The organism is Hyphomonas sp. (assembly GCF_040882205.1).
Taxonomy (GTDB): Bacteria; Pseudomonadota; Alphaproteobacteria; order Caulobacterales; family Hyphomonadaceae; genus Hyphomonas.
Genome location: NZ_JBBEBT010000228.1, coordinates 1 through 19,578 on the forward strand (window position 1 = coordinate 1; position 19,578 = coordinate 19,578).

The 19,578-nt window shown below is 65.2% G+C and carries 27 protein-coding genes; 18 read left to right on the forward strand and 9 right to left on the reverse strand.

The window, feature by feature from the left end:
* The 5 genes from murA to WEA77_RS09555 all read left to right on the forward strand — a co-directional run.
* Nucleotides 1–1,049, forward strand: a 1,049-nt coding sequence (gene murA, locus WEA77_RS09535) for a UDP-N-acetylglucosamine 1-carboxyvinyltransferase (RefSeq protein ID WP_368067641.1), incomplete at its 5' end; no start/stop codon positions are given.
* A 15-nt stretch (nucleotides 1,050–1,064) separates the two neighbouring features.
* Entirely contained in the window at nucleotides 1,065–1,520 is a 456-nt protein-coding gene (locus WEA77_RS09540) for a DUF2948 family protein (protein WP_368067642.1), read from the forward strand.
* Between the two features lie 95 nt (nucleotides 1,521–1,615).
* The gene (gene hisD / locus WEA77_RS09545; RefSeq protein ID WP_368067643.1) at nucleotides 1,616–2,926 is read left to right on the forward strand and encodes a histidinol dehydrogenase; all 1,311 of its coding nucleotides are present in this window, start codon (nucleotides 1,616–1,618) and stop codon (nucleotides 2,924–2,926) included.
* Entirely contained in the window at nucleotides 2,916–3,404 is a 489-nt protein-coding gene (locus WEA77_RS09550) for a UPF0262 family protein (RefSeq protein WP_368067644.1), read from the forward strand. Before hisD ends, WEA77_RS09550 begins: the two co-directional genes overlap by 11 nt.
* Before the next feature lie 11 nt (nucleotides 3,405–3,415).
* Entirely contained in the window at nucleotides 3,416–4,000 is a 585-nt protein-coding gene (locus tag WEA77_RS09555) for a hypothetical protein (RefSeq protein ID WP_368067645.1), read from the forward strand.
* On the opposite strand, the gene WEA77_RS09560 is transcribed toward WEA77_RS09555, so the two are convergent.
* Nucleotides 4,001–4,297 carry a LytTR family DNA-binding domain-containing protein gene (locus tag WEA77_RS09560; protein WP_368067646.1) on the reverse strand — a complete coding sequence of 99 codons (297 nt, stop codon included), beginning with the start codon at nucleotides 4,295–4,297 and terminating at the stop codon, nucleotides 4,001–4,003. It lies immediately after the preceding gene.
* A gap of 172 nt (nucleotides 4,298–4,469) precedes the next feature.
* On the opposite strand from WEA77_RS09560, the gene WEA77_RS09565 reads away from it, so the two are divergent.
* The 5 genes from WEA77_RS09565 (at nucleotide 4,470) to WEA77_RS09585 (ending at nucleotide 7,138) form a co-directional block, all read left to right on the forward strand.
* Nucleotides 4,470–4,652 carry a hypothetical protein gene (locus WEA77_RS09565; protein WP_368067647.1) on the forward strand — a complete coding sequence of 61 codons (183 nt, stop codon included), beginning with the start codon at nucleotides 4,470–4,472 and terminating at the stop codon, nucleotides 4,650–4,652.
* A 135-nt stretch (nucleotides 4,653–4,787) separates the two neighbouring features.
* Nucleotides 4,788–5,006 carry a translation initiation factor IF-1 gene (gene infA / locus WEA77_RS09570; protein ID WP_353257492.1) on the forward strand — a complete coding sequence of 73 codons (219 nt, stop codon included), beginning with the start codon at nucleotides 4,788–4,790 and terminating at the stop codon, nucleotides 5,004–5,006.
* 6 nt (nucleotides 5,007–5,012) lie between these two features.
* Nucleotides 5,013–5,585, forward strand: coding sequence for a nucleoside triphosphate pyrophosphatase (locus WEA77_RS09575; RefSeq protein WP_368067648.1), 573 nt, complete (start codon nucleotides 5,013–5,015; stop codon nucleotides 5,583–5,585).
* Nucleotides 5,586–5,706: 121 nt separating this feature from the next.
* Nucleotides 5,707–6,549, forward strand: coding sequence for a hypothetical protein (locus WEA77_RS09580; RefSeq protein ID WP_368067649.1), 843 nt, complete (start codon nucleotides 5,707–5,709; stop codon nucleotides 6,547–6,549).
* On the forward strand, nucleotides 6,491–7,138 hold the full coding sequence (locus WEA77_RS09585) for a fasciclin domain-containing protein (protein WP_368067650.1): 648 nt from the start codon (nucleotides 6,491–6,493) through the stop codon (nucleotides 7,136–7,138). Before WEA77_RS09580 ends, WEA77_RS09585 begins: the two co-directional genes overlap by 59 nt.
* Before the next feature lie 68 nt (nucleotides 7,139–7,206).
* Here the strand turns inward: WEA77_RS09585 and WEA77_RS09590 are convergent, their stop codons facing one another.
* The 3 genes from WEA77_RS09590 to WEA77_RS09600 are packed head-to-tail and all read right to left on the reverse strand — an operon-like array spanning nucleotide 7,207 to nucleotide 8,519.
* A complete protein-coding gene (locus WEA77_RS09590) occupies nucleotides 7,207–7,578 on the reverse strand; it encodes a hypothetical protein (RefSeq protein ID WP_368067651.1) in 372 nt (123 codons plus the stop codon).
* Between the two features lie 13 nt (nucleotides 7,579–7,591).
* The gene (locus tag WEA77_RS09595; protein WP_368067652.1) at nucleotides 7,592–8,116 is read right to left on the reverse strand and encodes an RNA polymerase sigma factor; all 525 of its coding nucleotides are present in this window, start codon (nucleotides 8,114–8,116) and stop codon (nucleotides 7,592–7,594) included.
* A gap of 31 nt (nucleotides 8,117–8,147) precedes the next feature.
* A complete protein-coding gene (locus WEA77_RS09600) occupies nucleotides 8,148–8,519 on the reverse strand; it encodes a DUF6249 domain-containing protein (RefSeq protein WP_368067653.1) in 372 nt (123 codons plus the stop codon).
* A gap of 184 nt (nucleotides 8,520–8,703) precedes the next feature.
* Between WEA77_RS09600 and WEA77_RS09605 the strand changes: the two genes are divergently transcribed.
* From WEA77_RS09605 to WEA77_RS09635, 7 genes are all read left to right on the forward strand, one after another.
* Nucleotides 8,704–9,423: a sulfur transferase domain-containing protein gene (locus WEA77_RS09605; protein WP_368067654.1), complete on the forward strand. Its 720-nt coding sequence runs from the start codon at nucleotides 8,704–8,706 to the stop codon at nucleotides 9,421–9,423.
* A gap of 61 nt (nucleotides 9,424–9,484) precedes the next feature.
* Nucleotides 9,485–9,805: a hypothetical protein gene (locus tag WEA77_RS09610; protein WP_368067655.1), complete on the forward strand. Its 321-nt coding sequence runs from the start codon at nucleotides 9,485–9,487 to the stop codon at nucleotides 9,803–9,805.
* A gap of 106 nt (nucleotides 9,806–9,911) precedes the next feature.
* Nucleotides 9,912–10,187, forward strand: coding sequence for a hypothetical protein (locus WEA77_RS09615; RefSeq protein ID WP_368067656.1), 276 nt, complete (start codon nucleotides 9,912–9,914; stop codon nucleotides 10,185–10,187).
* An 86-nt stretch (nucleotides 10,188–10,273) separates the two neighbouring features.
* Nucleotides 10,274–10,660 carry an MAPEG family protein gene (locus tag WEA77_RS09620; RefSeq protein WP_368067657.1) on the forward strand — a complete coding sequence of 129 codons (387 nt, stop codon included), beginning with the start codon at nucleotides 10,274–10,276 and terminating at the stop codon, nucleotides 10,658–10,660.
* Between the two features lie 56 nt (nucleotides 10,661–10,716).
* Nucleotides 10,717–12,063 carry a TldD/PmbA family protein gene (locus WEA77_RS09625; RefSeq protein ID WP_368067658.1) on the forward strand — a complete coding sequence of 449 codons (1,347 nt, stop codon included), beginning with the start codon at nucleotides 10,717–10,719 and terminating at the stop codon, nucleotides 12,061–12,063.
* Nucleotides 12,050–13,171 (forward strand): inositol monophosphatase family protein, encoded by a 1,122-nt coding sequence (locus WEA77_RS09630; RefSeq protein ID WP_368067659.1) that lies wholly within the window; start codon nucleotides 12,050–12,052, stop codon nucleotides 13,169–13,171. Before WEA77_RS09625 ends, WEA77_RS09630 begins: the two co-directional genes overlap by 14 nt.
* Nucleotides 13,095–14,933, forward strand: coding sequence for an ABC transporter ATP-binding protein (locus WEA77_RS09635; RefSeq protein ID WP_368067660.1), 1,839 nt, complete (start codon nucleotides 13,095–13,097; stop codon nucleotides 14,931–14,933). The genes WEA77_RS09630 and WEA77_RS09635 overlap by 77 nt, the downstream gene beginning before the upstream one ends.
* A gap of 140 nt (nucleotides 14,934–15,073) precedes the next feature.
* Here WEA77_RS09635 and WEA77_RS09640 read toward each other — a convergent pair whose 3' ends face one another.
* The 5 genes from WEA77_RS09640 to ubiA all read right to left on the reverse strand — a co-directional run bounded on the left by WEA77_RS09640 (nucleotide 15,074) and on the right by ubiA (nucleotide 18,879).
* Nucleotides 15,074–15,472 (reverse strand): hypothetical protein, encoded by a 399-nt coding sequence (locus WEA77_RS09640; protein ID WP_368067661.1) that lies wholly within the window; start codon nucleotides 15,470–15,472, stop codon nucleotides 15,074–15,076.
* A 142-nt stretch (nucleotides 15,473–15,614) separates the two neighbouring features.
* Nucleotides 15,615–16,001, reverse strand: coding sequence for a DUF302 domain-containing protein (locus tag WEA77_RS09645; protein WP_368067662.1), 387 nt, complete (start codon nucleotides 15,999–16,001; stop codon nucleotides 15,615–15,617).
* Nucleotides 16,002–16,209: 208 nt separating this feature from the next.
* Complete coding sequence (locus WEA77_RS09650) at nucleotides 16,210–16,998, reverse strand: enoyl-CoA hydratase/isomerase family protein (protein ID WP_368067664.1); 789 nt, start codon at nucleotides 16,996–16,998, stop codon at nucleotides 16,210–16,212.
* Nucleotides 16,999–17,003: 5 nt separating this feature from the next.
* Complete coding sequence (locus WEA77_RS09655) at nucleotides 17,004–17,675, reverse strand: DsbA family protein (RefSeq protein WP_368067665.1); 672 nt, start codon at nucleotides 17,673–17,675, stop codon at nucleotides 17,004–17,006.
* Nucleotides 17,676–17,706: 31 nt separating this feature from the next.
* A complete protein-coding gene (gene ubiA / locus WEA77_RS09660; protein ID WP_368067666.1) occupies nucleotides 17,707–18,879 on the reverse strand; it encodes a 4-hydroxybenzoate octaprenyltransferase in 1,173 nt (390 codons plus the stop codon).
* Between the two features lie 151 nt (nucleotides 18,880–19,030).
* On the opposite strand from ubiA, the gene WEA77_RS09665 reads away from it, so the two are divergent.
* Nucleotides 19,031–19,578, forward strand: a 548-nt coding sequence (locus tag WEA77_RS09665) for a 16S rRNA (uracil(1498)-N(3))-methyltransferase (RefSeq protein WP_368067667.1), incomplete at its 3' end; no start/stop codon positions are given.

The following is a 19,578-nucleotide window of genomic DNA, read 5'->3' on the forward strand; positions in this document are numbered from 1 at the left end:
CGGAGCTGAAGTCCACGATCGCGCCCTATGAACAGGTGCGCAAGATGCGCGCGAGCTTCAACGTGCTCGGGCCGCTGATCGCCCGTTCGGGGCATGCCACCGTGTCGCTGCCCGGCGGCTGCGCCATCGGCGCGCGGCCGGTTGACCTCCACCTCAAGGCGCTGGAAGCAATGGGTGCGGACCTGCGGGTCGAGGGCGGATATGTGAAGGCCGCTGCCATCCATGGCCTTACGGGTGCACACATCAACTTTTCCACCGTCTCCGTCGGCGCGACCGAGCATGCGATGCTGACGGCCACGCTGGCTAAGGGCGAGACGATCCTCGAGAATGCCGCACGCGAGCCGGAGATCGAAGACCTCGCCAACTGTCTCAACACGATGGGTGCAAACGTCACCGGCGCCGGCACGCCGATCATCCGTATCAAGGGCGTCGAAACCCTGAAGGGCACGACCTATGCGGTGATGCCGGACCGGATCGAGGCGGGCACGTATGCGATGGCCGCCGCCGGCGCAGGCGGGGATGTGACGCTCGACGGCTGCCCCGTGGCCGCGCTCGGCGCCATGATCGGCAAGCTGCGCGAAGCGGGTGTGACAGTGGACGCGGATGAAGCGGCCTCGACGCTGCGCATCCGCCGCAACGGCTCGCCGCTGAAGGCGGTCAGCCTCTCGACCCAGCCGCACCCCGGCTTCCCGACGGACCTGCAGGCGCAGTTCATGGCGCTGATGTGCACAGCCGAAGGCACCAGCATCATCCGCGAGACGATCTTCGAGAACCGTTTCATGCACGCTCCGGAACTCTCGCGCCTTGGCGCAGATATCACGGTGCGCGGCCAGGAAGCCGTCGTGAAGGGCGTTCATCACCTCACCGCCGCCCCGGTCATGGCGACCGACCTGCGCGCCTCGGTGTCGCTGGTCATCGCTGCGCTCGGCGCTGAAGGCGAGACCGTCGTGAACCGCATTTACCATCTCGATCGCGGGTTCGAGAGACTTGAAGCGAAACTGGGGGCTTGCGGCGCGAAGATCGAACGCCGATCTGGCGAAGACGAATAATCACGGCAGGGGCTGATGACCGATCCGAAACCGTTGCGCCTCCTCGCGGAGGAGGCTGAAGACCTCAAGATCATCGCGGCGGCCGTTCAGGACGCGGTGGTGAAGGCCGGCAACCTGAAATACGAAAAGCGGGATCGCCGCTTCGCCGTTGAACTGAACCGCTACCGCTGGGAAACCGCGCCGAGGCGCAAGGGCCAGCCGGGCGAGCGGGTGCGCGCGCTGCTCGCCTTTGACGGGGTGCTGGATGTGAAGACGCGCGGCATTACAAAGGCCGACCCGGAACTCATCCTTTCGCTGCTGAGCGCCGAATTCACGCCGGACGCCGAACCGCCGGGCGGCAAGGTGACGCTGCTGTTTGCGGGGGACGGCGAGATCGTGCTGACGGTCGAAGCCCTTGACGGCACGCTGCTCGACAGCGGCTATGTCTGGCCGACCCGGCATGTGCCCAGCCATGAGCGCCGGAAGCGGTGATCACCGCCTGATTTGCCCACATCCGCCGTCTTGCCAGCCCGGTAGCCCCGGTCCATGTAGCGGGATTGCAACAAAATCCCGGAAATACCCGCCCCATGGCCCGCCACCTCGATGCCACCAAGCCTCAGTTTGATGCGGCCCTGACGCGCTTCCTCGCGGAAGATCGCGGGCAGGGGGAGGACGTGTTCGGTGTGGTCAGGGACATCCTCGCCGACGTGAAAAAGCGCGGCGGAGCGGCGGTGGCCGACTATACAGCGAAGTTCGACGGACTGCAGATCGACCCCTCGACCCTTCAGACCGACAATGTGGACCTGCACGCCCTGGCCGCAACCTGCCCGGCAGACCTGCGCGCCGCCATCGATTTTGCGCATGACAGGATCGCGGCCTATCACGGCGCGCAGCGCCCGGCCGATCATCGCTTCACGGACGATAGCGGCATCGAACTCGGCTGGCGCTGGACCTCGCTGGACTCGGTCGGCGTCTATGTGCCGGGCGGGCGGGCGAGCTATCCGTCTTCCGTATTGATGAACATCGTCCCGGCACGGATTGCCGGGGTGGAGCGCATCGTCATGGCGGCGCCGGCGCCGATGGGCGAGTTGTCGAACGCCGTCGCCTATGCCGCGTTAAAGGCCGGGGTAGACGAGTATTATCCCATCGGCGGCGCGCAGGCGGTCGGCGCCATGGCATTCGGCGCCGGCGCACTGGTGCCTGTGGACAAGATCGTCGGACCGGGAAATGCCTGGGTCGCGGAGGCCAAGCGACAAGTGTTCGGCCATGTCGGCATCGACACGATTGCCGGCCCGTCCGAGATCCTCGTGATCGCCGATACCACCGCCAATCCGGACTGGGTCGCGGCGGATCTGCTGAGCCAGGCCGAGCATGATCCGTCCAGCCAATCCATCCTGATCACTGTGGATGAGGGTGTTGGCAGGGCTGTGGAAAAGGCTGTGGAAAACCAGCTGAAAACGCTGCCCACCGGTGAGCGGGCGCGCGAGTCCTGGGTCAATCACGGCGCGATCATCCTTGTGCGGGATCGTCTGCAGGCGGCAGAAGTAGCCAACCGCATCGCCGCAGAACACCTTGAGCTTTGCATTGATGATCCGGACGGCCTGCTGCCCCTGATCCGCCATGCGGGCGCGGTTTTCCTTGGCCACCATACGCCGGAAGCCCTGGGCGACTATGTCACCGGCTCAAATCACGTCTTGCCGACGAGCCGCGCCGCGCGGTTTTCGTCCGGGCTCGGACTGTATGATTTCCTCAAGCGGATGAGCGTGCAGCGTGCTGGTCCTCTGGGACTTGAAGTCCTCGCTCCGGCGGCCTTGCGTCTTGCCGAAGCGGAACGCCTGCCGGCGCATGCGCGCTCGGTTTCCATCCGCACGAACCGGGGCGGGAGTGATGGGCACTGACCGCCTGATCGCCGTCCATATCGACGACGAAACGCTCGGCGCCTCCGGTCCCGACGCGGAACACGAGCGGCGTGTGGCGATCTTCGACCTGATCGAGGAAAACAGCTTTGCCATTTCCGGGCAGGAAAAGGGCCCTTACGTGCTCTGGCTCAGCCAGGCCGAGCGCCGTCTCATCTTCGCCGTGCGCGATGATGAAGGGGCCGAGGTGCACACTTTTATTCTGTCGCTCGGTCCGTTCCGCGGCGTGATCCGCGACTATTTCATGATCTGCGACAGCTATTATGAGGCCATCCGTACACAGACGCCCCACCAGATCGAAGCGATCGACATGGCGCGGCGCGGAATCCACAATGAGGGATCCGAACTGCTCAAGGAACGGCTTGCCGGCAAGATCGAGATTGATCACCTGACGGCGCGCCGGCTGTTCACATTGATCTGTGCCCTGCATGCCGGGCAGGGACGGGCGCCGGGAACATGAAGGCCGCGCGTATGATCCGATGGAAACGCGTCCTTCTCGCGGCCTGCCTGTGCGGGCTCGCGGCCTGCGAGGCGCGCAATCCCAAGCCCGCCCTGGAAACCGCAACGCCGCCGCAATTCGCCATCGAGGAGGCTGCCCTGCCGGAAATCGAGACAGCGCCGCGCACCGAAGACGGCCTTGTGCTTCAGGACAGCGAAAACGGTATCTCCATGCTGGACGCTGGCCCGCAAGATGAAGTGACCGGGCTCCAGCCGCCGAAGTTCGCGCTGCACTGCGATGCGGCCGCGAAAACGCTGGAGGTGGTCGCCCCGGCCCGGCAGCTCGGCGCGTATGCCGCGGCGGGTCCCGCGCAGCTGGTAATCTCCGGCGAAAGCCATGCGGGCGAGGCGGTGCTTGTGGAGACCGAAGACGGCAGCGCCGTCAGCCTGACGCTGCCTCTGACGCCTGGCCTTCTGGCCGAAATGGCCACGACGCTGACCGCCCGGTTGGTCATCGGGGATGGCTACGCCGAATCCCATCTCGACAGGAACGGAACCTTTCCCGGCTTTGCCGGCCAGTGCAGCCTGAAGTCCGGCGTGCCCTTGCCGGTTCGTTGATCAGGCGAGGTTGGCGCGGAAGCGCCGGCTGCGCTGCAGGGACTGCCCGCCGGCAATTGTGACTTCGAAATCACCTGAAGCCGTGGGCTGCAGCGCGCCGACCTGCGCCTTGTTGGCGACGCGCGAGCGGTGGATGCGGACAAAACCGAGGCTGGCGAGTTTCTGCTCCCAGGCGGCGAGCGTGCCGCGGATCAGGTGCTTTGCCTGTGCGGTGTGGATCTCGACATAATTGCCGGCCGCTTCGAGCAAGAGGATGTCGGCGGGGGTGATCAGCAGCGTGCGCCCGGCGCCGCGCACTTCGATACACCGCCGGAATGGCTGCGCCAGGCCTTCCGGGCAGTGCGCGAAGCGAAGGCCTGGGGCGCCATCCTCGCCGCTTCCACATCATTTCGCGAGGGCGGATGGCCCGCTGCGGCGCACGCTCTCGGAGGCGATCTTCCCGTTCTAAATCATCCACCAGACGATCATCGTGATTGCCGGCCACTACCTGGACAATTTCGGTCTGCCGCTCTGGGTGGAAGCGCTGCTCCTGACCGGGTCAACGGCGCTCGGCTGCTTGTTGTTTTACGAGCTGGGCCGGCGGGCAGGGCCGCTGAGGGTCTGGTTCGGGCTGTCCGCTCCGAAACCGCGAACCGGGCTGAAACCGGCCTGATCCGGCCTGATCCGGCCTGATTCGGGCGGGTCACGCCAAACTCCCCCTCGCGCTTGCCGGAATCCCTGCAAGCCTGTATGGCGCAGCCCAGCATTGCGAAGTCCGGGCCGGATTGGCCGGACAGCTGGAGAAGGCATGTCGAAAGAAGAACTCATCGAATTCGAAGGCACAGTTGTTGAACTGCTGCCGAACGCGACGTTCCGCGTGAAACTTGAGAACAACCACGAAATCATCGCGCACACGGCTGGCAAGATGCGGAAAAACCGCATCCGCGTGCTTACGGGCGACAAGGTCATGATCGAAATGACCCCGTATGATCTGTCCAAGGGCCGTATCACCTACCGTTTCAAGTAATATCCCATGCCGGACCGGGCGCCGCTCATTCTCGCCAGCGCCAGTCCCCGGCGGCTAGAACTGCTCGCGCAGATCGGCCTCGTGCCGGACAAGGTTGCCCCCACAGATATCGACGAATCCCGCCGCAAGGACGAAGCGCCTCGCGCTCTTGCCGAACGGCTGGCGCGGGAAAAGGCAGCTGCGTGTCAGGAGGCCGGCTATGTGCTGGCCGCCGATACGGTGGTCGCGCTGGGCCAGCGCAATCTCGAGAAAGCCGCTGATGAAGCGGAAGCGGAAGCCTTCCTCCGGCTGCTGTCCGGGCGCGCGCATCAGTGCATTACGGGGGTTGCCGTGCGGGCGCCGGATGGCCGGGTGAGTTCGCGCGCAGTGCTGGCGCGCGTGAAGGTCAAGCGCCTCACCGATACCGAAATCGCAGCCTATGTCGCCAGCGGCGAATGGAAGGGCAAGGCTGGCGGCTACGGCATCCAGGGCATGGCCGGAGGATTCATCACCGCGATCAATGGCAGCTATACCGCCATCGTCGGCCTGCCGCTTTACGAGACGCGCATGCTGCTTGACGGGCTTGGTTACCGGCGCTGAGGCGCGTTGCCCGGAAATCGCCACAAGCATGTCGAAGGTTTAAGGCGCGCAACTGGAACGATCCCAAGGCCTTCGGATTTAGGAATTGAGCCATCCCGCTCTCCCATTCCCGGAGCCTGTCATGAAAACTCTGTTTGCCAGCTGCGCCGTCATTGCTCTCATGGCCGCGCCCGCCCTCGCCCAGTCCATCTATGAACCCACCGATCCCTCTGCCGCGCCTGAAGTCGAGGCCGCGGAGGTCCCCGCCGAAGGGCCCGTGATCGCGTATGAAGCCGGGCCGGACGCCGAGACAAAAACTGTTGTCGACCCCGTCGCTGACGCCGGCGTGACGGCCGATACGGAAATGACCGCCGAAGCTGAGCCGACTGCGGATTCCGAAATGGTAGCGAATGCTGAGCCGGCGAATGAAGACGAGATAATCGTCGGGACCGAAGGGATTGACGCTCCGATTGACGCTGCCGAGCTGGCGCAGGCTTATTCGACCGACGACCTCAACGCGCTGATGCTCGCCCAGCTGAACGACACCGCCGTCGAGATCGCCGAGATGGAGTTCGAAGCCGATACGGACGCGTTCGCAGCAGCTGAAACCAGCGCCGGCACCTTCGCGGACGCCGCGGCCAATCGCGCACCGGAGAACGACTTTGCGATGACCGGACCGGTATCGCCGCAAGCGGATATCACGGAAGACTATGCAGCGACCGACACCTATGCTGCTCCGGAAACCGAAACGGCGATGACTGGATCTGTCGCTCCGGACGCCGCAGCAACCGAGGATTACGCCGCGGCACCGGCCAAGTCGCAGGTCAGCACCCATGCCGAAACCGATACGGCGATGTCGGCGGCAGAGGCAGCGCCGCAAGGGGCCATGACGCACGATTATGCGGCGACAGAAACGCTGCCGGAAGATGAGGCCACCCCCCGCGGACGAAACCACCGTTGCGCCGGAAGCCTATGCGTCGGTTGAGACAGGTGCGGAAGACAATCTGGCCCCGCCATTCGACATCGCCGCTGATCTGTCGGATGAAACCGCCACGGTCATGATGTCGGAGCAGGCCGACGGAACTGCCCTCTCTGCCGAAGGCGACATCGACCAGACAACCGCCGGGATCGCCAGCCAGGACAGCCGCTTCTCGACCCTTGTCGAGCTGGTTGGTATTGCCGGCCTGCAGGAAGCGCTGAGCCTCGAAGGTCCGTACACGGTGTTCGCGCCGACCAACGATGCCTTTGCCGCCTTGCCGGAGAGCACGCTCGCCCGCCTCAGGAGTGAAGAGGGCAAGGCCGAGCTTGCCGAGATCCTGAAGGCCCACGTGGCTGAAGGCGCGGTGCTGGCGGGCGAGGTTCCGCTGGCAGGCCAGACTGTCGAGACACTTGCCGATACGTCGATGATCGTAACCGGCAGCGCTGACGGCAGGCTGAATGTCGGCGGTAGCACCACGATCGGTGAAGGTATCTCGGCCAGCAACGGTGTTGTGTATGCTATCGATGCGGTGATCCTGCCGGAAGCCGCGCCGGAAGCCGCGCCGGAGACCCCGGCCCTCGGTACCGAAGGCTGATCTGCCTCCGGATCAAATGCAACGGGCCGGCTCCTGCGAGCCGGCCCTTATTCATCGAGTGTCCTGTTTCAGGCCCTTTCGAAAGCCGAGACGGCAAAGATACAGAGCGCCGCGCCGGCCGCGATCGCCAGCCACATCGGGTTGCTCATGGCCGCCGCGCTCAGCTGGCTGATGGCCGCAGTGCTCAGTTGCGCCGGCGCCGTAGTCAGGGCCTGGGCGGCGGTCCTGTCGAAAACCGCCCATTCGGCGAACAGCTGAGGCAGCTGCATCGCGGCAATCGCGGCGCCGGCGAGCCCAAGGCTTCCGACAACGGCGCGCCGCATCAGCTTCTGGCGGCGCACCCCGGCCATGACCTGACGGGTGAAGGGCTCGCCAGCCAAGGCATTGTCCTCGACCCTGAAGAGGTCCGCGAGGTCTTTATAGGCATCCTGTTCACGCATGATTGTCACTCCATCACGCCACATTGGCATTTTCAAGACGGGTCCTGAGCAGGGCGACGCCCCGCAGGACATGTGACTTTACGGTTCCCAGAGGCCAACCGGTCACATCGGCCGCTTCCTGATGGGTCAGTCCCGTCGAGACACACAGCACCACACAGACGCGCTGGGCTTCGCTGAGACTTTCGAGGGCGCGGGCAAGGTCCATCCGCATCTCGTTCTGGTCCGCCGAACGGTCGAAGGGGATGATCTCCGCCGTCTCGTCGAACTCGATTTCCATTTTCTGCCGCCGGCGCCATTGCAGGAATTCGCGGAAGCAGATGGTGCAGATCCAGGCGCTGAACGTTCCGCCGGCATAGCCTGAGATTTTCTGCCATGCCGTGAGGAAGGTTACCTGGGCGATGTCGTCTCCGGTCGCTTCCGATCCGGCGAGTCGCCGGGCCATGCCGCGAACCTTGCCCTGGTGTCGGCGCACGAGTTCGGCGAAAGCTGCCTCGCTTCCTCGTGCTGCCGCATGGGCGAGATCAGGATCGCTGCGCATGTCCCGCCCTCCAGAGGCGACCAGTCAGAGCTCAGGCCTCGCTTTTCCCGCGGCCAAAGGCCCAGAGACCAATGTAGGCGATGCCCATGAAAATTGGGAAGGCCGCAACACCCAGCATCGGACGGAACGCTTCGGCTTCTTCCATCCCGACAAGGGCGCCGAGGACAGCGAAAGCGGCACCGAAGGCCAGGAAGAGCACGCCCCGGCGAAGGTCGGCGCGGACCGGGTCGGTGACCAGTGACATCTTCTCCAGCAGATCGGGCGAGAGAGCCTGGCCCTTGTCGATGGCATGGCGCAGCGTCTCGTGGATCGTCTGGCGTTTGCGGGAATTGAAATAGCTCACAATCAGCACGATCACGGCCGGGGTGAGGAAAACGACAATCGGGACCAGTATGTCTTCCATGGGGGGCTCCTGTTCTAGTGTTCCCGGCGCAATTGCCGGTGTTCATGCCCCTAAGATGCAGGCAGGGCCCGGGCCGGATGCAGGCGGGATGAGTTATTTTTGAAGTTTAGCCCGGACGGGCGCTCCAGCCGGGCATGTAGCCTTGTGCTTGCCCCGGCGCCCGGCGCCGCTTAGGTGCGGGGTCATGGTGAAGCTGACCCCCAAGCACAAGCGCAAGCGCCGGGTCCATGTGGCCGCGGACCTGTCGACGGCGGCAGGCCGGGCGCGGGCGCGGCGGGAGCTGACCTGGGGCGATCACGGCTTCCTTCGGGCCCGGTTCAGTAACCTGCACCGGATTTCCCCGGAAATGTGGCGTTCGAACCAACCCTCGCCCCGCCAGATCCTCGCCCATGCTAAGGAAAGGGGTATCCGCACGATCCTCAACCTGCGGGGCCCCAGCACGCAGGGCTATTACCTGCTCGAGCAGGAAGCCTGCGCCGAGGCGGGGATCGAACTCGTTGATTTTCAGATGTTTTCCCGCGATCCGCCCACCCGGGAGGCGATTGTCGCGGCCAGGGACCTGTTTGACCGGATCGAGTATCCGGCCCTGATGCACTGCAAGTCCGGGGCAGACCGGGCCGGCATCATGTCGGTCCTGTACAAGCTGCTGCGCGAGCGAACCTCCTTCGAAGAGGCGGCCGAACAGCTTTCGGGCAGGTACCTGCACATCCGGCACGGGAAAACCGGCGTCCTCGACGCCTTTCTGGACGGCTATGGCCTGTACAATGCCGGCCGGCCTGCGGGGCAGTGGAAACCCTTTCTGGACTGGGTGGCCGAGGATTATGACCGGCTGGCCGTCAAGGACGCCTTCGCGCGCACGCTCGGCAAGAGCCTCCAGCTCGACACTCTCCTGCGCCGGGAATAGCGCTTTTCAGCCGCCGGAAATCATGCCAGCACTCGCGGTGAAGCGGTATGGAAGGTGCGTCATGCGCAAAATGATCCTGGCGGTAGCGTCTCTGGCCCTGCTGGCCGGCTGCGGCATGATTGGCGGCCAGTCGGACAAGCAGGCCCTCGTTGCAACCTGTGTTGAGAAGGGCGAGAGCGAAGCAACCTGCACGTGTGTTGCAGATGGGCTCGAGAAAAACCTCTCGCCGGAGCTCTACAAGAAGGTCGCCCAGGCGGCCGGCCGCGAAAAGCAGGACATGATCGAATTCATGAGTGGGCTGCCGGTCGAGGATCTGCTTGCCTTCTCTGCGGTAACCAACGACCTTGAAATGTGCGGCGACCCCGCTGCCACGGGAGGATAAGCGAACTGGAGGCGAGGGCCTGGCCCGGAGCCTGCAGTCATAAATGCCAACGTGACGCTCACCCGCGCACGGCCTAGAACAGGACGGAACCAGGAAAGGGATCCTCATGAAATTCATAATCATCAACAGCTTCCGGATCATGGTGTATGTGGCCTACGTCGCCATCATCGTGGGCGGCATCGCCCTCGGCATCTACCAGAAGGGCAGCTTCACCAACGAACTGATCGGCTTCACTGGCCCGATGGCGCAGATCGCCGACTTTGCCATCTTCAGCTTCGGCGGCTGGGTCTCGGCCAGTATCGTCTGCGGCCTGATCGTCACGCTTATGGACATCCGGGACGACATCAACGACCGCCTGCCGGACGCGCGCCGGGACATGTAGGGCTACGCCCTGCGTCTCGCTAAAAAGAAAAAGAAACAAGCCGCCGGGCATCTTGCCCGGCGGCTTTTTACTGGAGGAAATGCCCCATGACCCCGCTTTCAGCTGCCGCTGTCTATATCGGCATCAACATCCTGCTCCTGTTTTTCCTGTCTTTCCGGGTCGTTGGACGGCGCCGGTCGGCCAAGGTCTCCCTCGGCACCGGCGGGGACGCTGACCTCGAAATCCGCACGCGGGCGCACGCCAATGCGGCGGAATACATCCCCGTCACCATGATCGGCCTGTTCGTGATGACGCAGTTTGCCGCGCCCCTCTGGGTGATCCACGCGGTTGGCGGGATGTTCACCACCGGGCGCTCGCTGCATGCCTTCGGCCTGTCCACGACATTCCTGCCCGCCCGCGCCCTTGGCATGGTGCTCACCTGGCTCGGCATGCTGGCGGCTGGTATCGGCGTGATCTGGCTGGCCGTGGCCTGATGCCTGCGCGCACCGCCCCAGTTGCGCGCTGACGCGGTGCGGTCCATTTAGCGCAGATGACTGGATTCAATATTCCCCCGGCAGACCTGCTCGCCGGACTTCTCGAAAATTGCCTGAAGGCCGGGGCCAGCGCTGCGGACGCCCGGGTCGGTGTGGCTGACGGCGTCAGCGTCTCCGTGCGCGAAGGCAAGCTGGAAAGCATCGAGCGCGAGGAAAGCGCGAGTGTCGCGCTGCGCTGCTTCTTCGGCAAACGGCAGGCGCATGTATCCGGCGCCGATCTGACACCCGATGGGCTGAAGATGCTGACCGAACGCTGTGTGGCGATGGCCCGCGCGGTGCCCGAAGACAAGTATTGCGGGCTGCCGGAGGCGGGCGAACTGGCCCCCGGCAATGCTGACATGGACCTTACCGGCGAGCCGGAAATTTCTGCCGAGGTTCTGGAGCGCGAAGCGCTCGCGGCCGAAGCGGCGGCGCTTGCGGTGCCCGGCATCAAGACCGTCGCCGGCTGCGGCGCCTCCTGGAACCGGTCCGAACGCTGGGTCGCCGCCACCAATGGCTTTCGTGCCTGGAAGACCGGCACCTCCACCGGCCTCGGCCTCTCGGCGGTGGCCGAGAAGGACGGCCAGATGGAGCGCGATTATGACAGCTGGTCTGTCCGCTTTACGAAGGATCGTCCGTCTGCGGAGGAAATCGGCACAACGGCCGGCGAGCGCACCATAGCGCGCCTTGGTGCCCGCAAGGTGGACACCCAGAAGGCCGCCGTGATCTTCGATCGGCGCGTCTCCGACAGCCTTCTCGGCGCCTTCCTCGGCGCAATCTCCGGGCCTTCGGTGGCGCGGGGGGTCAGCTTCCTCAAGGACAGGATGGGCGAGCAGGTCTTCGCAAGGGGCGTCTACCTCACTGACAACCCGCACCGCCCGCTCGGCATGGGCAGCCGCGCGCATGACGGCGAAGGGCTACCCGTCAGCGACGCGCACCTGATCGAAGATGGCCGCCTGACGCGCTGGCTGCTGAACACCGCGACCGCGCGCCAGCTCGGCCTCGCGCCGAACGGGTTCGCCGGTCTCGGCTTCGGCGATCCGCCGGGCGTATCCACATCCAATGTTTACCTGCGTGCCGGTGCACAATCGCCCGGCGCGCTGGCGAAGTGTGCCGGCAAGGGCCTCCTCGTCACCGACATGTTCGGCCCGTCGATTAATCCCAATACCGGTGATTACTCCGTAGGCGTTGCGGGCTTCTGGTTCGAGAACGGCGAGATCGCCTATCCGGTGTCGGAAGTGACCGTGGCGGGCGACTTGCCATCGATGTTCGCGCGGCTCGTGCCGGCGTCTGACCTTGAACTGCGCAGCACGCGGGACGCGCCGTCGATCCTGATCGAGGACATGAACCTTGCAGGCAGCTGAACGCACGCTGGAGGAAGACGCGGCGTTGCTTTGCCGGCTGGCGCAGGAAGCGGGCGCGCTGGCGATGTCCTACCTGCACAGGGGCGGCGGGCAAACCTGGAACAAGACGGGCGGCAGCCCGGTCACCGAAGCCGACCTCGCCGTCAACCGGCTGTGCGCGTCAACGCTCAAGACGGCGCGGCCGGAATATGGCTGGCTATCGGAAGAAACCCTTGACGATCCTGGCGCACGCCAGAAATCGCGCTGCTGGGTAATCGACCCGATCGACGGCACGCGCGCCTATATGGACGGCACGCCGGACTGGTGCATCGGCCTTGCCATGGTGGAAGACGGCGAGGCTGTCGCCGGCGTCGTCTATGCGCCCGCGCTCGGCCATTTCTACGACGCCCGGCGCGGCGCCGGGGCCCGCCGCAACGGTGCGGCGATCCGCGTATCTTCGCGCGCGCAGGAAGCCGGCAGCCGCCTGATCACCAACGAGGGCATGGTCACCCACCCGGGCTGGCGCGAGCCCTGGCCGGAAGTCCACCTTGCCCGCCCCAAGCCCAATGCCACGCTCCTGCGCCTCGCGCTTGTAGCGGCGGGGGACTGGGACGCTGTACTGGTTCTCGCCGAGAAGGCCGACTGGGACCTCGCGGCGGGCACTGTGCTCATCTCGGAGGCAGGCGGGCACGCAACCACGCATGCGGGCGAGCCACTGGTATTCAATCAGGCCATTCCGGCACAGCGCAGTGTGGTGGCCTCTGGCAAGGCGCTTCATCCTTTGTTAGTCCGCCGCGCAGGATATGTGCGCATTCCGGACCCGCAGGCGCGGGCCGAAACGAAGAAAGCGCCGGAACTTACGGAGCCCCGCATAATGGCTGGCAAGGAAAAAACCGGTAAACAACTCCTCCACATCGTCTTCGGCGGTGAGCTGAAAGACGTGACGGGCGTCGAGTTCGAGGACCTGTCGAAACTGGATTTCGTCGGCGCCTTCCCGAACTACCAGGCAGCCTATGACGCCTGGAAGGCTGCGGCCCACCGAACGGTAGACCATGCCGAGACGCGCTATTTCATCCTCCACGCCCACCGCCTTCTCGACCCCGCGACGGGAGACACCCATAACGTCTGAGCCCGCCCCGGTGCGCGACCGGCGGTCGCTCTGGCGGCTGTTCAAGGCGCATTTCTGGCCGCACAAGGCCTGGTTCATCGGCGGAACGGTGCTGGCGCTGCTGACAGCGCTCTGGGGCATCGGCTATGTGATGGTGCTGGATTTCGTCGGAAACTCGCTGCAACGGCAGATGACCGGCGAAGGCGGCGGCGCGCCTTCGGGATGGATCTGGACCGGCATCATCACGATCATCCTGCTGACCGTTGGCAGGTCGCTGTCGATGTACGGCATGACACTGCTCAACAATACCGGCGTGCAGCGCGGCCTCGTCAGTGTACAAACGGTCCAGTATGATGCGCTCACGGACGGCGATTACGCGCGCGTCGCGGCGGATGCCTCCGGCAGCTTCGTCTCGCGCTTCATCAGCGACATCATTTCCATCCGAGAGGCGGCGCTGCGCTTTGCGAACAATTTCACCAAGAGTCTCGCCACCGTCCTCGGCGTGCTGGCCTGGCTGTTTCTGAAGGACTGGCAGCTCGCACTGATCATCGCGGTCGTCTATCCGCTCGCGCTCGGCCCCGTCGTCTCGCTCGGAAATTCCGTGCGCAAACGCGCCAAGCGGGCCGCAGAGCAGACCGGCGAGATCACGTCGCTGCTCTCCGAAGGCTTCCAGTCTGTCCGCGTCGTGAAGGCCTACGGCCTTGAGGACTGGCAGAAGGCGCGCGCGAAGAACGGCTTTGCTGAACGCTCGGGCTTGTTCCTGAAAGTCCTCTCCAAGCGGGCAGGGGTCGATCCCGTGCTGGAAGTGTTCGGCGGCCTCGCTCTCGCGGCGCTGCTCGGCTTTGTCGCTTGGCGGATATCGCAGGGCGAGAACACGCTGGGCGACCTGCTCGGCGTCATCGGCGCGGTTGCCGTTGCGGCGCCTGAAGTGCGCGCGCTGGGTTCGATCAGCGCCGTGGCGCAGGAAGGCGCGGCCGCCGCAGACCGCGTCTATGATATCGTCGATGCCTCCGCCGCTGTTGCCGACAAGCCGGGCGCGCTGAAGCTCGAAGGCGCAGCCGGCGCCTTGGAGTTCCGCGACGTGCGCTTCACCTATCCCGATGGCACCGAAGCCCTGAAGGGCCTCTCCTTCACCACGCGCCCGGGCGAAACGGTCGCCTTCGTTGGCGCCTCGGGCGCGGGCAAGTCCACCGTCTTAAACCTGATCATGCGCCTTTATGATGCGACCTCCGGCGAGGTCCTGATCGACCAGCTCAATGTGCGCGACGTGACCGGCCGCAGTCTGCGCAGCAACATCGCGCTCGTCTCGCAGGATGCAGCGCTGTTCGACGACACGATTGCCAGCAATATCGCCCTCGGCCGTCTCGGCGCGCCGCGCGGACATGTCGAGGCGGCCGCGAAGTCCGCAAACGCGCACGATTTCATCCAGACGCTGCCCGGTGGTTATGACGCGCCCGCCGGCGAGATGGGCCGCAACCTGTCCGGAGGCCAACGCCAGCGCATTGCGCTTGCCCGCGCCATCCTGCGAAACGCGCCTATCCTGCTGCTGGACGAGGCGACCTCCGCGCTGGACGCCGAGAGCGAGGCGAAGGTGCAGGAAGCCCTCGGCAAGTTTGCACGCTCACGGACGGTCCTGATCATCGCGCACCGCCTGTCCACCGTGCGCGCAGCTGACCGCATCATCGTCATGCAAGACGGCCGCGCCGTCGAAGAAGGTACGCATCAGAGCCTGATGGCGCAGGGCGGTGTTTACAGACGGTTGGTGGAATTGCAGTTGAGCTGACTGCGGTGTCGCGATCTGGCCCTAAGTTACCGCTCGCGGATCACGTTTCGAATGTGCGGTTTGTCGGTCTACCAAGTTAGAATTTCAATTTTTTGCCCGGTCATGGCGCCCCGAGGCTGCAGCCAGGTCACCGCCGCCGCCTACCCCCCGAGCACGCACGCCGCGTGCGTCGCGAGCCCGATCACGAGCCCGATCACGAGCCCGATCACGAGCCCGATCACGAGCGAGGTTAGCCCCACCCGGAACACCTCATCAATGTCACCTTTGAGGCTGCGGGCGCGTAAGCTGAAATGATTGGAAAAGGCCAGCTGCAGTTCCGGGATGTCGAACTGCCCCGTTGAGGGCGCATGCAGGACGAACCGGATCGGAACGCGGGGCGGCAGGTCTCTCGCCCATCCGACGATGAAGTCTTCGGCGGCCTTTGCCAGGTCACGCGAGGGCGTCGGAAACGGATCGAACAGCAGGGCTGTGTTTTCTATCCGCAGCTCGATGCAAGCGGCCTCTGGGGATGGATCAACGGCCAGGATCAGGACCTGCAAACCAGAAGGAGGCAAAACAAACTTGGAGATGCGCCTGAACTGTCCACGACGGCAAGCATCAGTTCAAGCATTGCCCAGCCGGGCGGTCTCGCCGAGACGGCCCGGGACGGCGGGGCAGATGACCGCCACGCCTGCGAGGGGCTCAGACAGCCGCCACGACTTTCGCGAGCAGGTCGCGTACGTCGCCTGCAACCGCCTTGAGCGGCGCATTCTCGATCGCCTGCATCGACGCGACCGGATCGACCGCGCTGACCTCAACGCCGCCCTCGACAGCCCGCAGTATGACATTGCATGGCAGCATCGCGCCCACCCGGGGCTCTATTGCGATCGCCGCGTAGGCAAGCCTGGGATTGCAGGCGCCCAGGATGCGATAGGCCTGCATCGCGACATCGAGCTTCTTCTTCATGGTTGCCTGTACATCGATCTCGGTCAGGACGCCGAAACCCTGGTCACCCAGCGCCTTGCGGATGCGGGCTTCCACCTCGTCAATCGAGGAGCCCAGGATAAGCCGGTTCAGGGTATATGTCATCGGGTCGATCCTTTGCTGCGTCTTAAGGTGTGCGTTCCGAAAGTCCGGATTGCAAGGCATGCCGCCCAGACAAGTGGCTCGGCTCGTCTGAACAAATACCGGTCGCTGGACAAGCGAATCTCTGCGCGTTGGAAGCGCGTGCCGGGCGGCACTGCATCAATGACCGCCATCGGCTGCAAATTCCAGCCGCTCGCGCGGTAAATGGAGGTCAATCCCCTGTAAAATCCGCATCGCGCTTTTCGAAAAACGCCCTCACGCCTTCCTTGAAATCGTCTGTCTGCTGCATGAGCGCAAAGGCTTCGAGGTCGCGGTGAGCGGTGGCCTTGGCGAGGGCGAGGGCGGCGATGTTCACATCCTGCTTCACCATCTTCAGCGCCGTAGGCGGAAGCTTTGCGGCGGCCTCGGCCACTTCGCGCGCCTTGATCAGCGCGCTGCCCGGGGCTGCAACGTGATCGACAAGTCCCCAGCCCAGCGCCGTCTCCGCGCTGACCTTCTCGCACAGCCCTGCAATGCGTTTGGCGCGCGCCGGGCCAACAAGCGCCACGAAGCGCGGGATCGAGCCCCAGCTCATGTTCATGCCGCGCTCGACTTCCGGCACGTAGACTGTAGACGCCTGAGAGGCGGTCCGCAGGTCGCACGAAACTGCCAGCGCCGCGCCGCCGCCAACGCACCAGCCTTCGATGGCGCAGATGGTGAGCGCGTCGACCGTTTCCCAGGCCTCGCACATCTCCGGCCCCGTGCGCAGGTGCACGCGCCGCTCGGCAAGGCCGAGACGGCGCACGTCCACGCCTTCCGGATCGCGCAGGTCGGCGCCCATCGTGAAGTTGTCCGGGCGGCCCGTGAGGATCACCGCCGAGATGCCGGGATCGCCCGCAAACAGCCGCGCCGCCTGCGTCAGCTCACGCATCAGTTTCTGGCTGAGTGCATTTGCCTTGGCGCCTGTGTCAAAGCTGACGGTCGCAATGCGCGCACTGGTCTCTATCCGGACAAGGTCCATGCCGGTCAGGCCGGGTCCGCCGGGCGTTCCTGCGGGAGCAGCGACGCGGCATGGCGGATGAATTTCGCGAGCTTCCCGGCGCTTTCGGCGCCTTGCACAGCGACGCGGCGGTTGGCGATATAGGTTGGCACACCGGAAATGCCCATCTGGCGGAAACCGTCGGCCTCAGCGCGCACGGCCCCGGCATCTGCGCCGCTCGCCAGCAGGTCCGCGACAATGTCCGCATCCAGATCAATCTGGCGCGCAATGTCGGTCAGCACGCCGTGGTCGCCCACGTCGCGTGCTTCGTTGAAATAGGCCCGGAACAGCGCCTCCTTCGCCGCCGCGCCCTTGTCCTGTCCCTGCGCCCAGCGCACCAGCCGATGCGCATCGAAACTATTCGGCCGGTGCGTCACAGCGTCGAAGCGGTAGGGAATGTTCTCGGCGTTGCCATAGTCGATGAGCGCCTGCCGCATCGCCGCCATGCGTTCCTTGCCCTCGGGCGAGGACACGCGGCCCGACATGTAAGCCTTGTAGTCCGCGCCCTCCGGCGGAATGGCCGGATCCAGTTCATAGGGCCTGAAGAGGAGCTGCACATCCACCTCGGGCGCCAGCGCGCGGGCCTCCTCGATCCTTCGCAGCCCCAGCCAGCACCAGGGGCAGACGATATCCGATACCATTTCGATCACGACGGTCATGGAGCGAGTATAGTTCAGCCCGCCGCGCCCGTCACCGCTCCGGGAAAGTTTCCGCCGCGTCGGGGTCCAGCCCGCGCAGTTCCATCGCGGCGCGGATTTCCCGAACCGGCCAGACATCGGATTTTGGTTGCAGCTTGCGGCGGATCTCGGGACCAAAGGGCAGCGCCATGCTTTCCGCCTGCACCGCCGCCGCAATCGCGGGTTCGGCGACGGTGGACTTCGGCGTCCCTTCCGGGATCATCGCGGCGATGAGAAAGCCCGCCGCCACGAGCGCGCCGGCCCAGACGTTGGACTTGAACATCGCCAGAGCCGCCGTCTCGCCGCGCGTCTTCAGGGTCATCGCCTGCCACAGGCCATGCAGCAGGAAGACCAGCGCCGTCAGCGCGCCCATCCGTCCGGCGCCGTTCGACAGGGCGGCCAGGGCAATCAGCGCCGCCGCGCCGATATGGAAGCAGAACGAGATCAGCACCGCCCGCTTGCCGAACAGGCGCGCCGTCGAGCGCACGCCGATCAGCGCGTCGTCTTCGCGGTCCTGCAGCGCATAGATCGTGTCATAGGCGACGGTCCAGAGGACGAGGCCGAAATAGAGGACATAGACCGGCCCAGTTATGACGCTGGCGGTCGCGGCGCCGACGAGGACGCCCCAGTTGAAGGTCAGCCCCAGCCAGGCCTGCGGCCACCAGGTCACCCGCTTGGCGAAGGGGTATACCGCCACCAGCGGCAGGGCGAGCAGGGCAGTGATCTTCGCGTCGGTCGGCAGCATCAGCCAGACGGCGAAGCCGACCGCGAGCTGCGCGCCGAGGAAGATATAGGCCTGCCGGACCGTAACAGAGCCAGACGGGATGGGCCGAAACGCCGTGCGCGCAACTTTCGCGTCGAAGTCCCGGTCCGTGATGTCGTTCCAGGTGCAGCCCGCGCCGCGCATCACGGCGGCGCCGATCAGGAACAGCGCGGCCCAGCCAAGGTCGGCCAGATAGAGGCCGCCGGAGATGCGCTGGAAGGCGAGACCGATCAGGCAGGGCAGGAAGAGCAGCCAGATGCCCACCGGCCGGTCGAGCCGCGCCAGCATCGCATAGGGGCGCCAGTCAGCCGGAAGGCTGCCCAGCCAGCCGGCCAAGGCTGTATCGGCCGGAAAGCTGAACTTTCCCGTATCGTCACGGCGAGGCGGCGCGGTCATCACCAACGGATATAAACGATTTGCCATCGGCTCGCACCGGCTGTGGTTTTAAAACCACTAGGCGTGATACAAAAACCACACCTGACAGGGGGCGCCGAAACGGCCTATACCCCCTGCCATGCCAACCACGCCGCGACTCTTTGTTTCTGCTGATCTTTCTGCCGGGCGTGCGGTCCAGATGGACGAGGAACAGTCGAACTACCTGTTGCGCGTGCTTCGTCTCGGGACGGGCGGCGAGGTGCGCCTGTTCAATGGCCGGGACGGGGAATGGGACGCGGCAATTTCCGCCGCCACCGGCAAGAAGGCCGAGGTTTCCCCAACCGCCCAACGCCGCCCCCAGCCGACACCCGCTTCGCCGGCGCTGACCCTGCTCTTCGCGCCCGTTAAAAAGGACGAGACAGACCTGATCGTCGAGAAGGCAACCGAACTGGGCGCGGTCCGGATCCAGCCCGTCCTTACACACCGCACCCAGACCCGGACTGTGCGGCTGGACCGGTTCCGCAAGATCGCGCTTGAGGCGGCTGAGCAGACAGAGCGACTGGAGCTGCCGGAGATTGCGGATGTCGCCGCATTGGATGCGGCGCTTGGTGGCCTGCCTGAAGGCACAGTTCTGATCTTCTGCGACGAGGCGGGCGATGAGCCCGGCGCCCCCTCGGGCGGCGAGGCGGGACGGGCCGGACCCATCCGGGCCGTGCTGGAGGGCCTGAAGGGCCGAAACGCCGCCCT

Excerpts from the sequence above, each read along its gene's own strand:
- WEA77_RS09540 (WP_368067642.1), top strand. The coding sequence starts at position 1,065 with ATGACCGATCCGAAACCGTTGCGCCTCCTCGCGGAGGAGGCTGAAGAC.
- hisD (WP_368067643.1), top strand. The coding sequence starts at position 1,616 with ATGGCCCGCCACCTCGATGCCACCAAGCCTCAGTTTGATGCGGCCCTG.
- WEA77_RS09550 (WP_368067644.1), top strand. The coding sequence starts at position 2,916 with ATGGGCACTGACCGCCTGATCGCCGTCCATATCGACGACGAAACGCTC.
- WEA77_RS09555 (WP_368067645.1), top strand. The coding sequence starts at position 3,416 with ATGATCCGATGGAAACGCGTCCTTCTCGCGGCCTGCCTGTGCGGGCTC.
- infA (WP_353257492.1), top strand. The coding sequence starts at position 4,788 with ATGTCGAAAGAAGAACTCATCGAATTCGAAGGCACAGTTGTTGAACTG.
- WEA77_RS09575 (WP_368067648.1), top strand. The coding sequence starts at position 5,013 with ATGCCGGACCGGGCGCCGCTCATTCTCGCCAGCGCCAGTCCCCGGCGG.
- WEA77_RS09580 (WP_368067649.1), top strand. The coding sequence starts at position 5,707 with ATGAAAACTCTGTTTGCCAGCTGCGCCGTCATTGCTCTCATGGCCGCG.
- WEA77_RS09585 (WP_368067650.1), top strand. The coding sequence starts at position 6,491 with ATGAGGCCACCCCCCGCGGACGAAACCACCGTTGCGCCGGAAGCCTAT.
- WEA77_RS09590 (WP_368067651.1), bottom strand. The coding sequence starts at position 7,578 with ATGCGTGAACAGGATGCCTATAAAGACCTCGCGGACCTCTTCAGGGTC.
- WEA77_RS09595 (WP_368067652.1), bottom strand. The coding sequence starts at position 8,116 with ATGCGCAGCGATCCTGATCTCGCCCATGCGGCAGCACGAGGAAGCGAG.
- WEA77_RS09600 (WP_368067653.1), bottom strand. The coding sequence starts at position 8,519 with ATGGAAGACATACTGGTCCCGATTGTCGTTTTCCTCACCCCGGCCGTG.
- WEA77_RS09605 (WP_368067654.1), top strand. The coding sequence starts at position 8,704 with ATGGTGAAGCTGACCCCCAAGCACAAGCGCAAGCGCCGGGTCCATGTG.
- WEA77_RS09610 (WP_368067655.1), top strand. The coding sequence starts at position 9,485 with ATGCGCAAAATGATCCTGGCGGTAGCGTCTCTGGCCCTGCTGGCCGGC.
- WEA77_RS09615 (WP_368067656.1), top strand. The coding sequence starts at position 9,912 with ATGAAATTCATAATCATCAACAGCTTCCGGATCATGGTGTATGTGGCC.
- WEA77_RS09620 (WP_368067657.1), top strand. The coding sequence starts at position 10,274 with ATGACCCCGCTTTCAGCTGCCGCTGTCTATATCGGCATCAACATCCTG.
- WEA77_RS09625 (WP_368067658.1), top strand. The coding sequence starts at position 10,717 with ATGACTGGATTCAATATTCCCCCGGCAGACCTGCTCGCCGGACTTCTC.
- WEA77_RS09635 (WP_368067660.1), top strand. The coding sequence starts at position 13,095 with ATGCCGAGACGCGCTATTTCATCCTCCACGCCCACCGCCTTCTCGACC.
- WEA77_RS09645 (WP_368067662.1), bottom strand. The coding sequence starts at position 16,001 with ATGACATATACCCTGAACCGGCTTATCCTGGGCTCCTCGATTGACGAG.
- WEA77_RS09650 (WP_368067664.1), bottom strand. The coding sequence starts at position 16,998 with ATGGACCTTGTCCGGATAGAGACCAGTGCGCGCATTGCGACCGTCAGC.
- WEA77_RS09655 (WP_368067665.1), bottom strand. The coding sequence starts at position 17,675 with ATGACCGTCGTGATCGAAATGGTATCGGATATCGTCTGCCCCTGGTGC.
- ubiA (WP_368067666.1), bottom strand. The coding sequence starts at position 18,879 with ATGGCAAATCGTTTATATCCGTTGGTGATGACCGCGCCGCCTCGCCGT.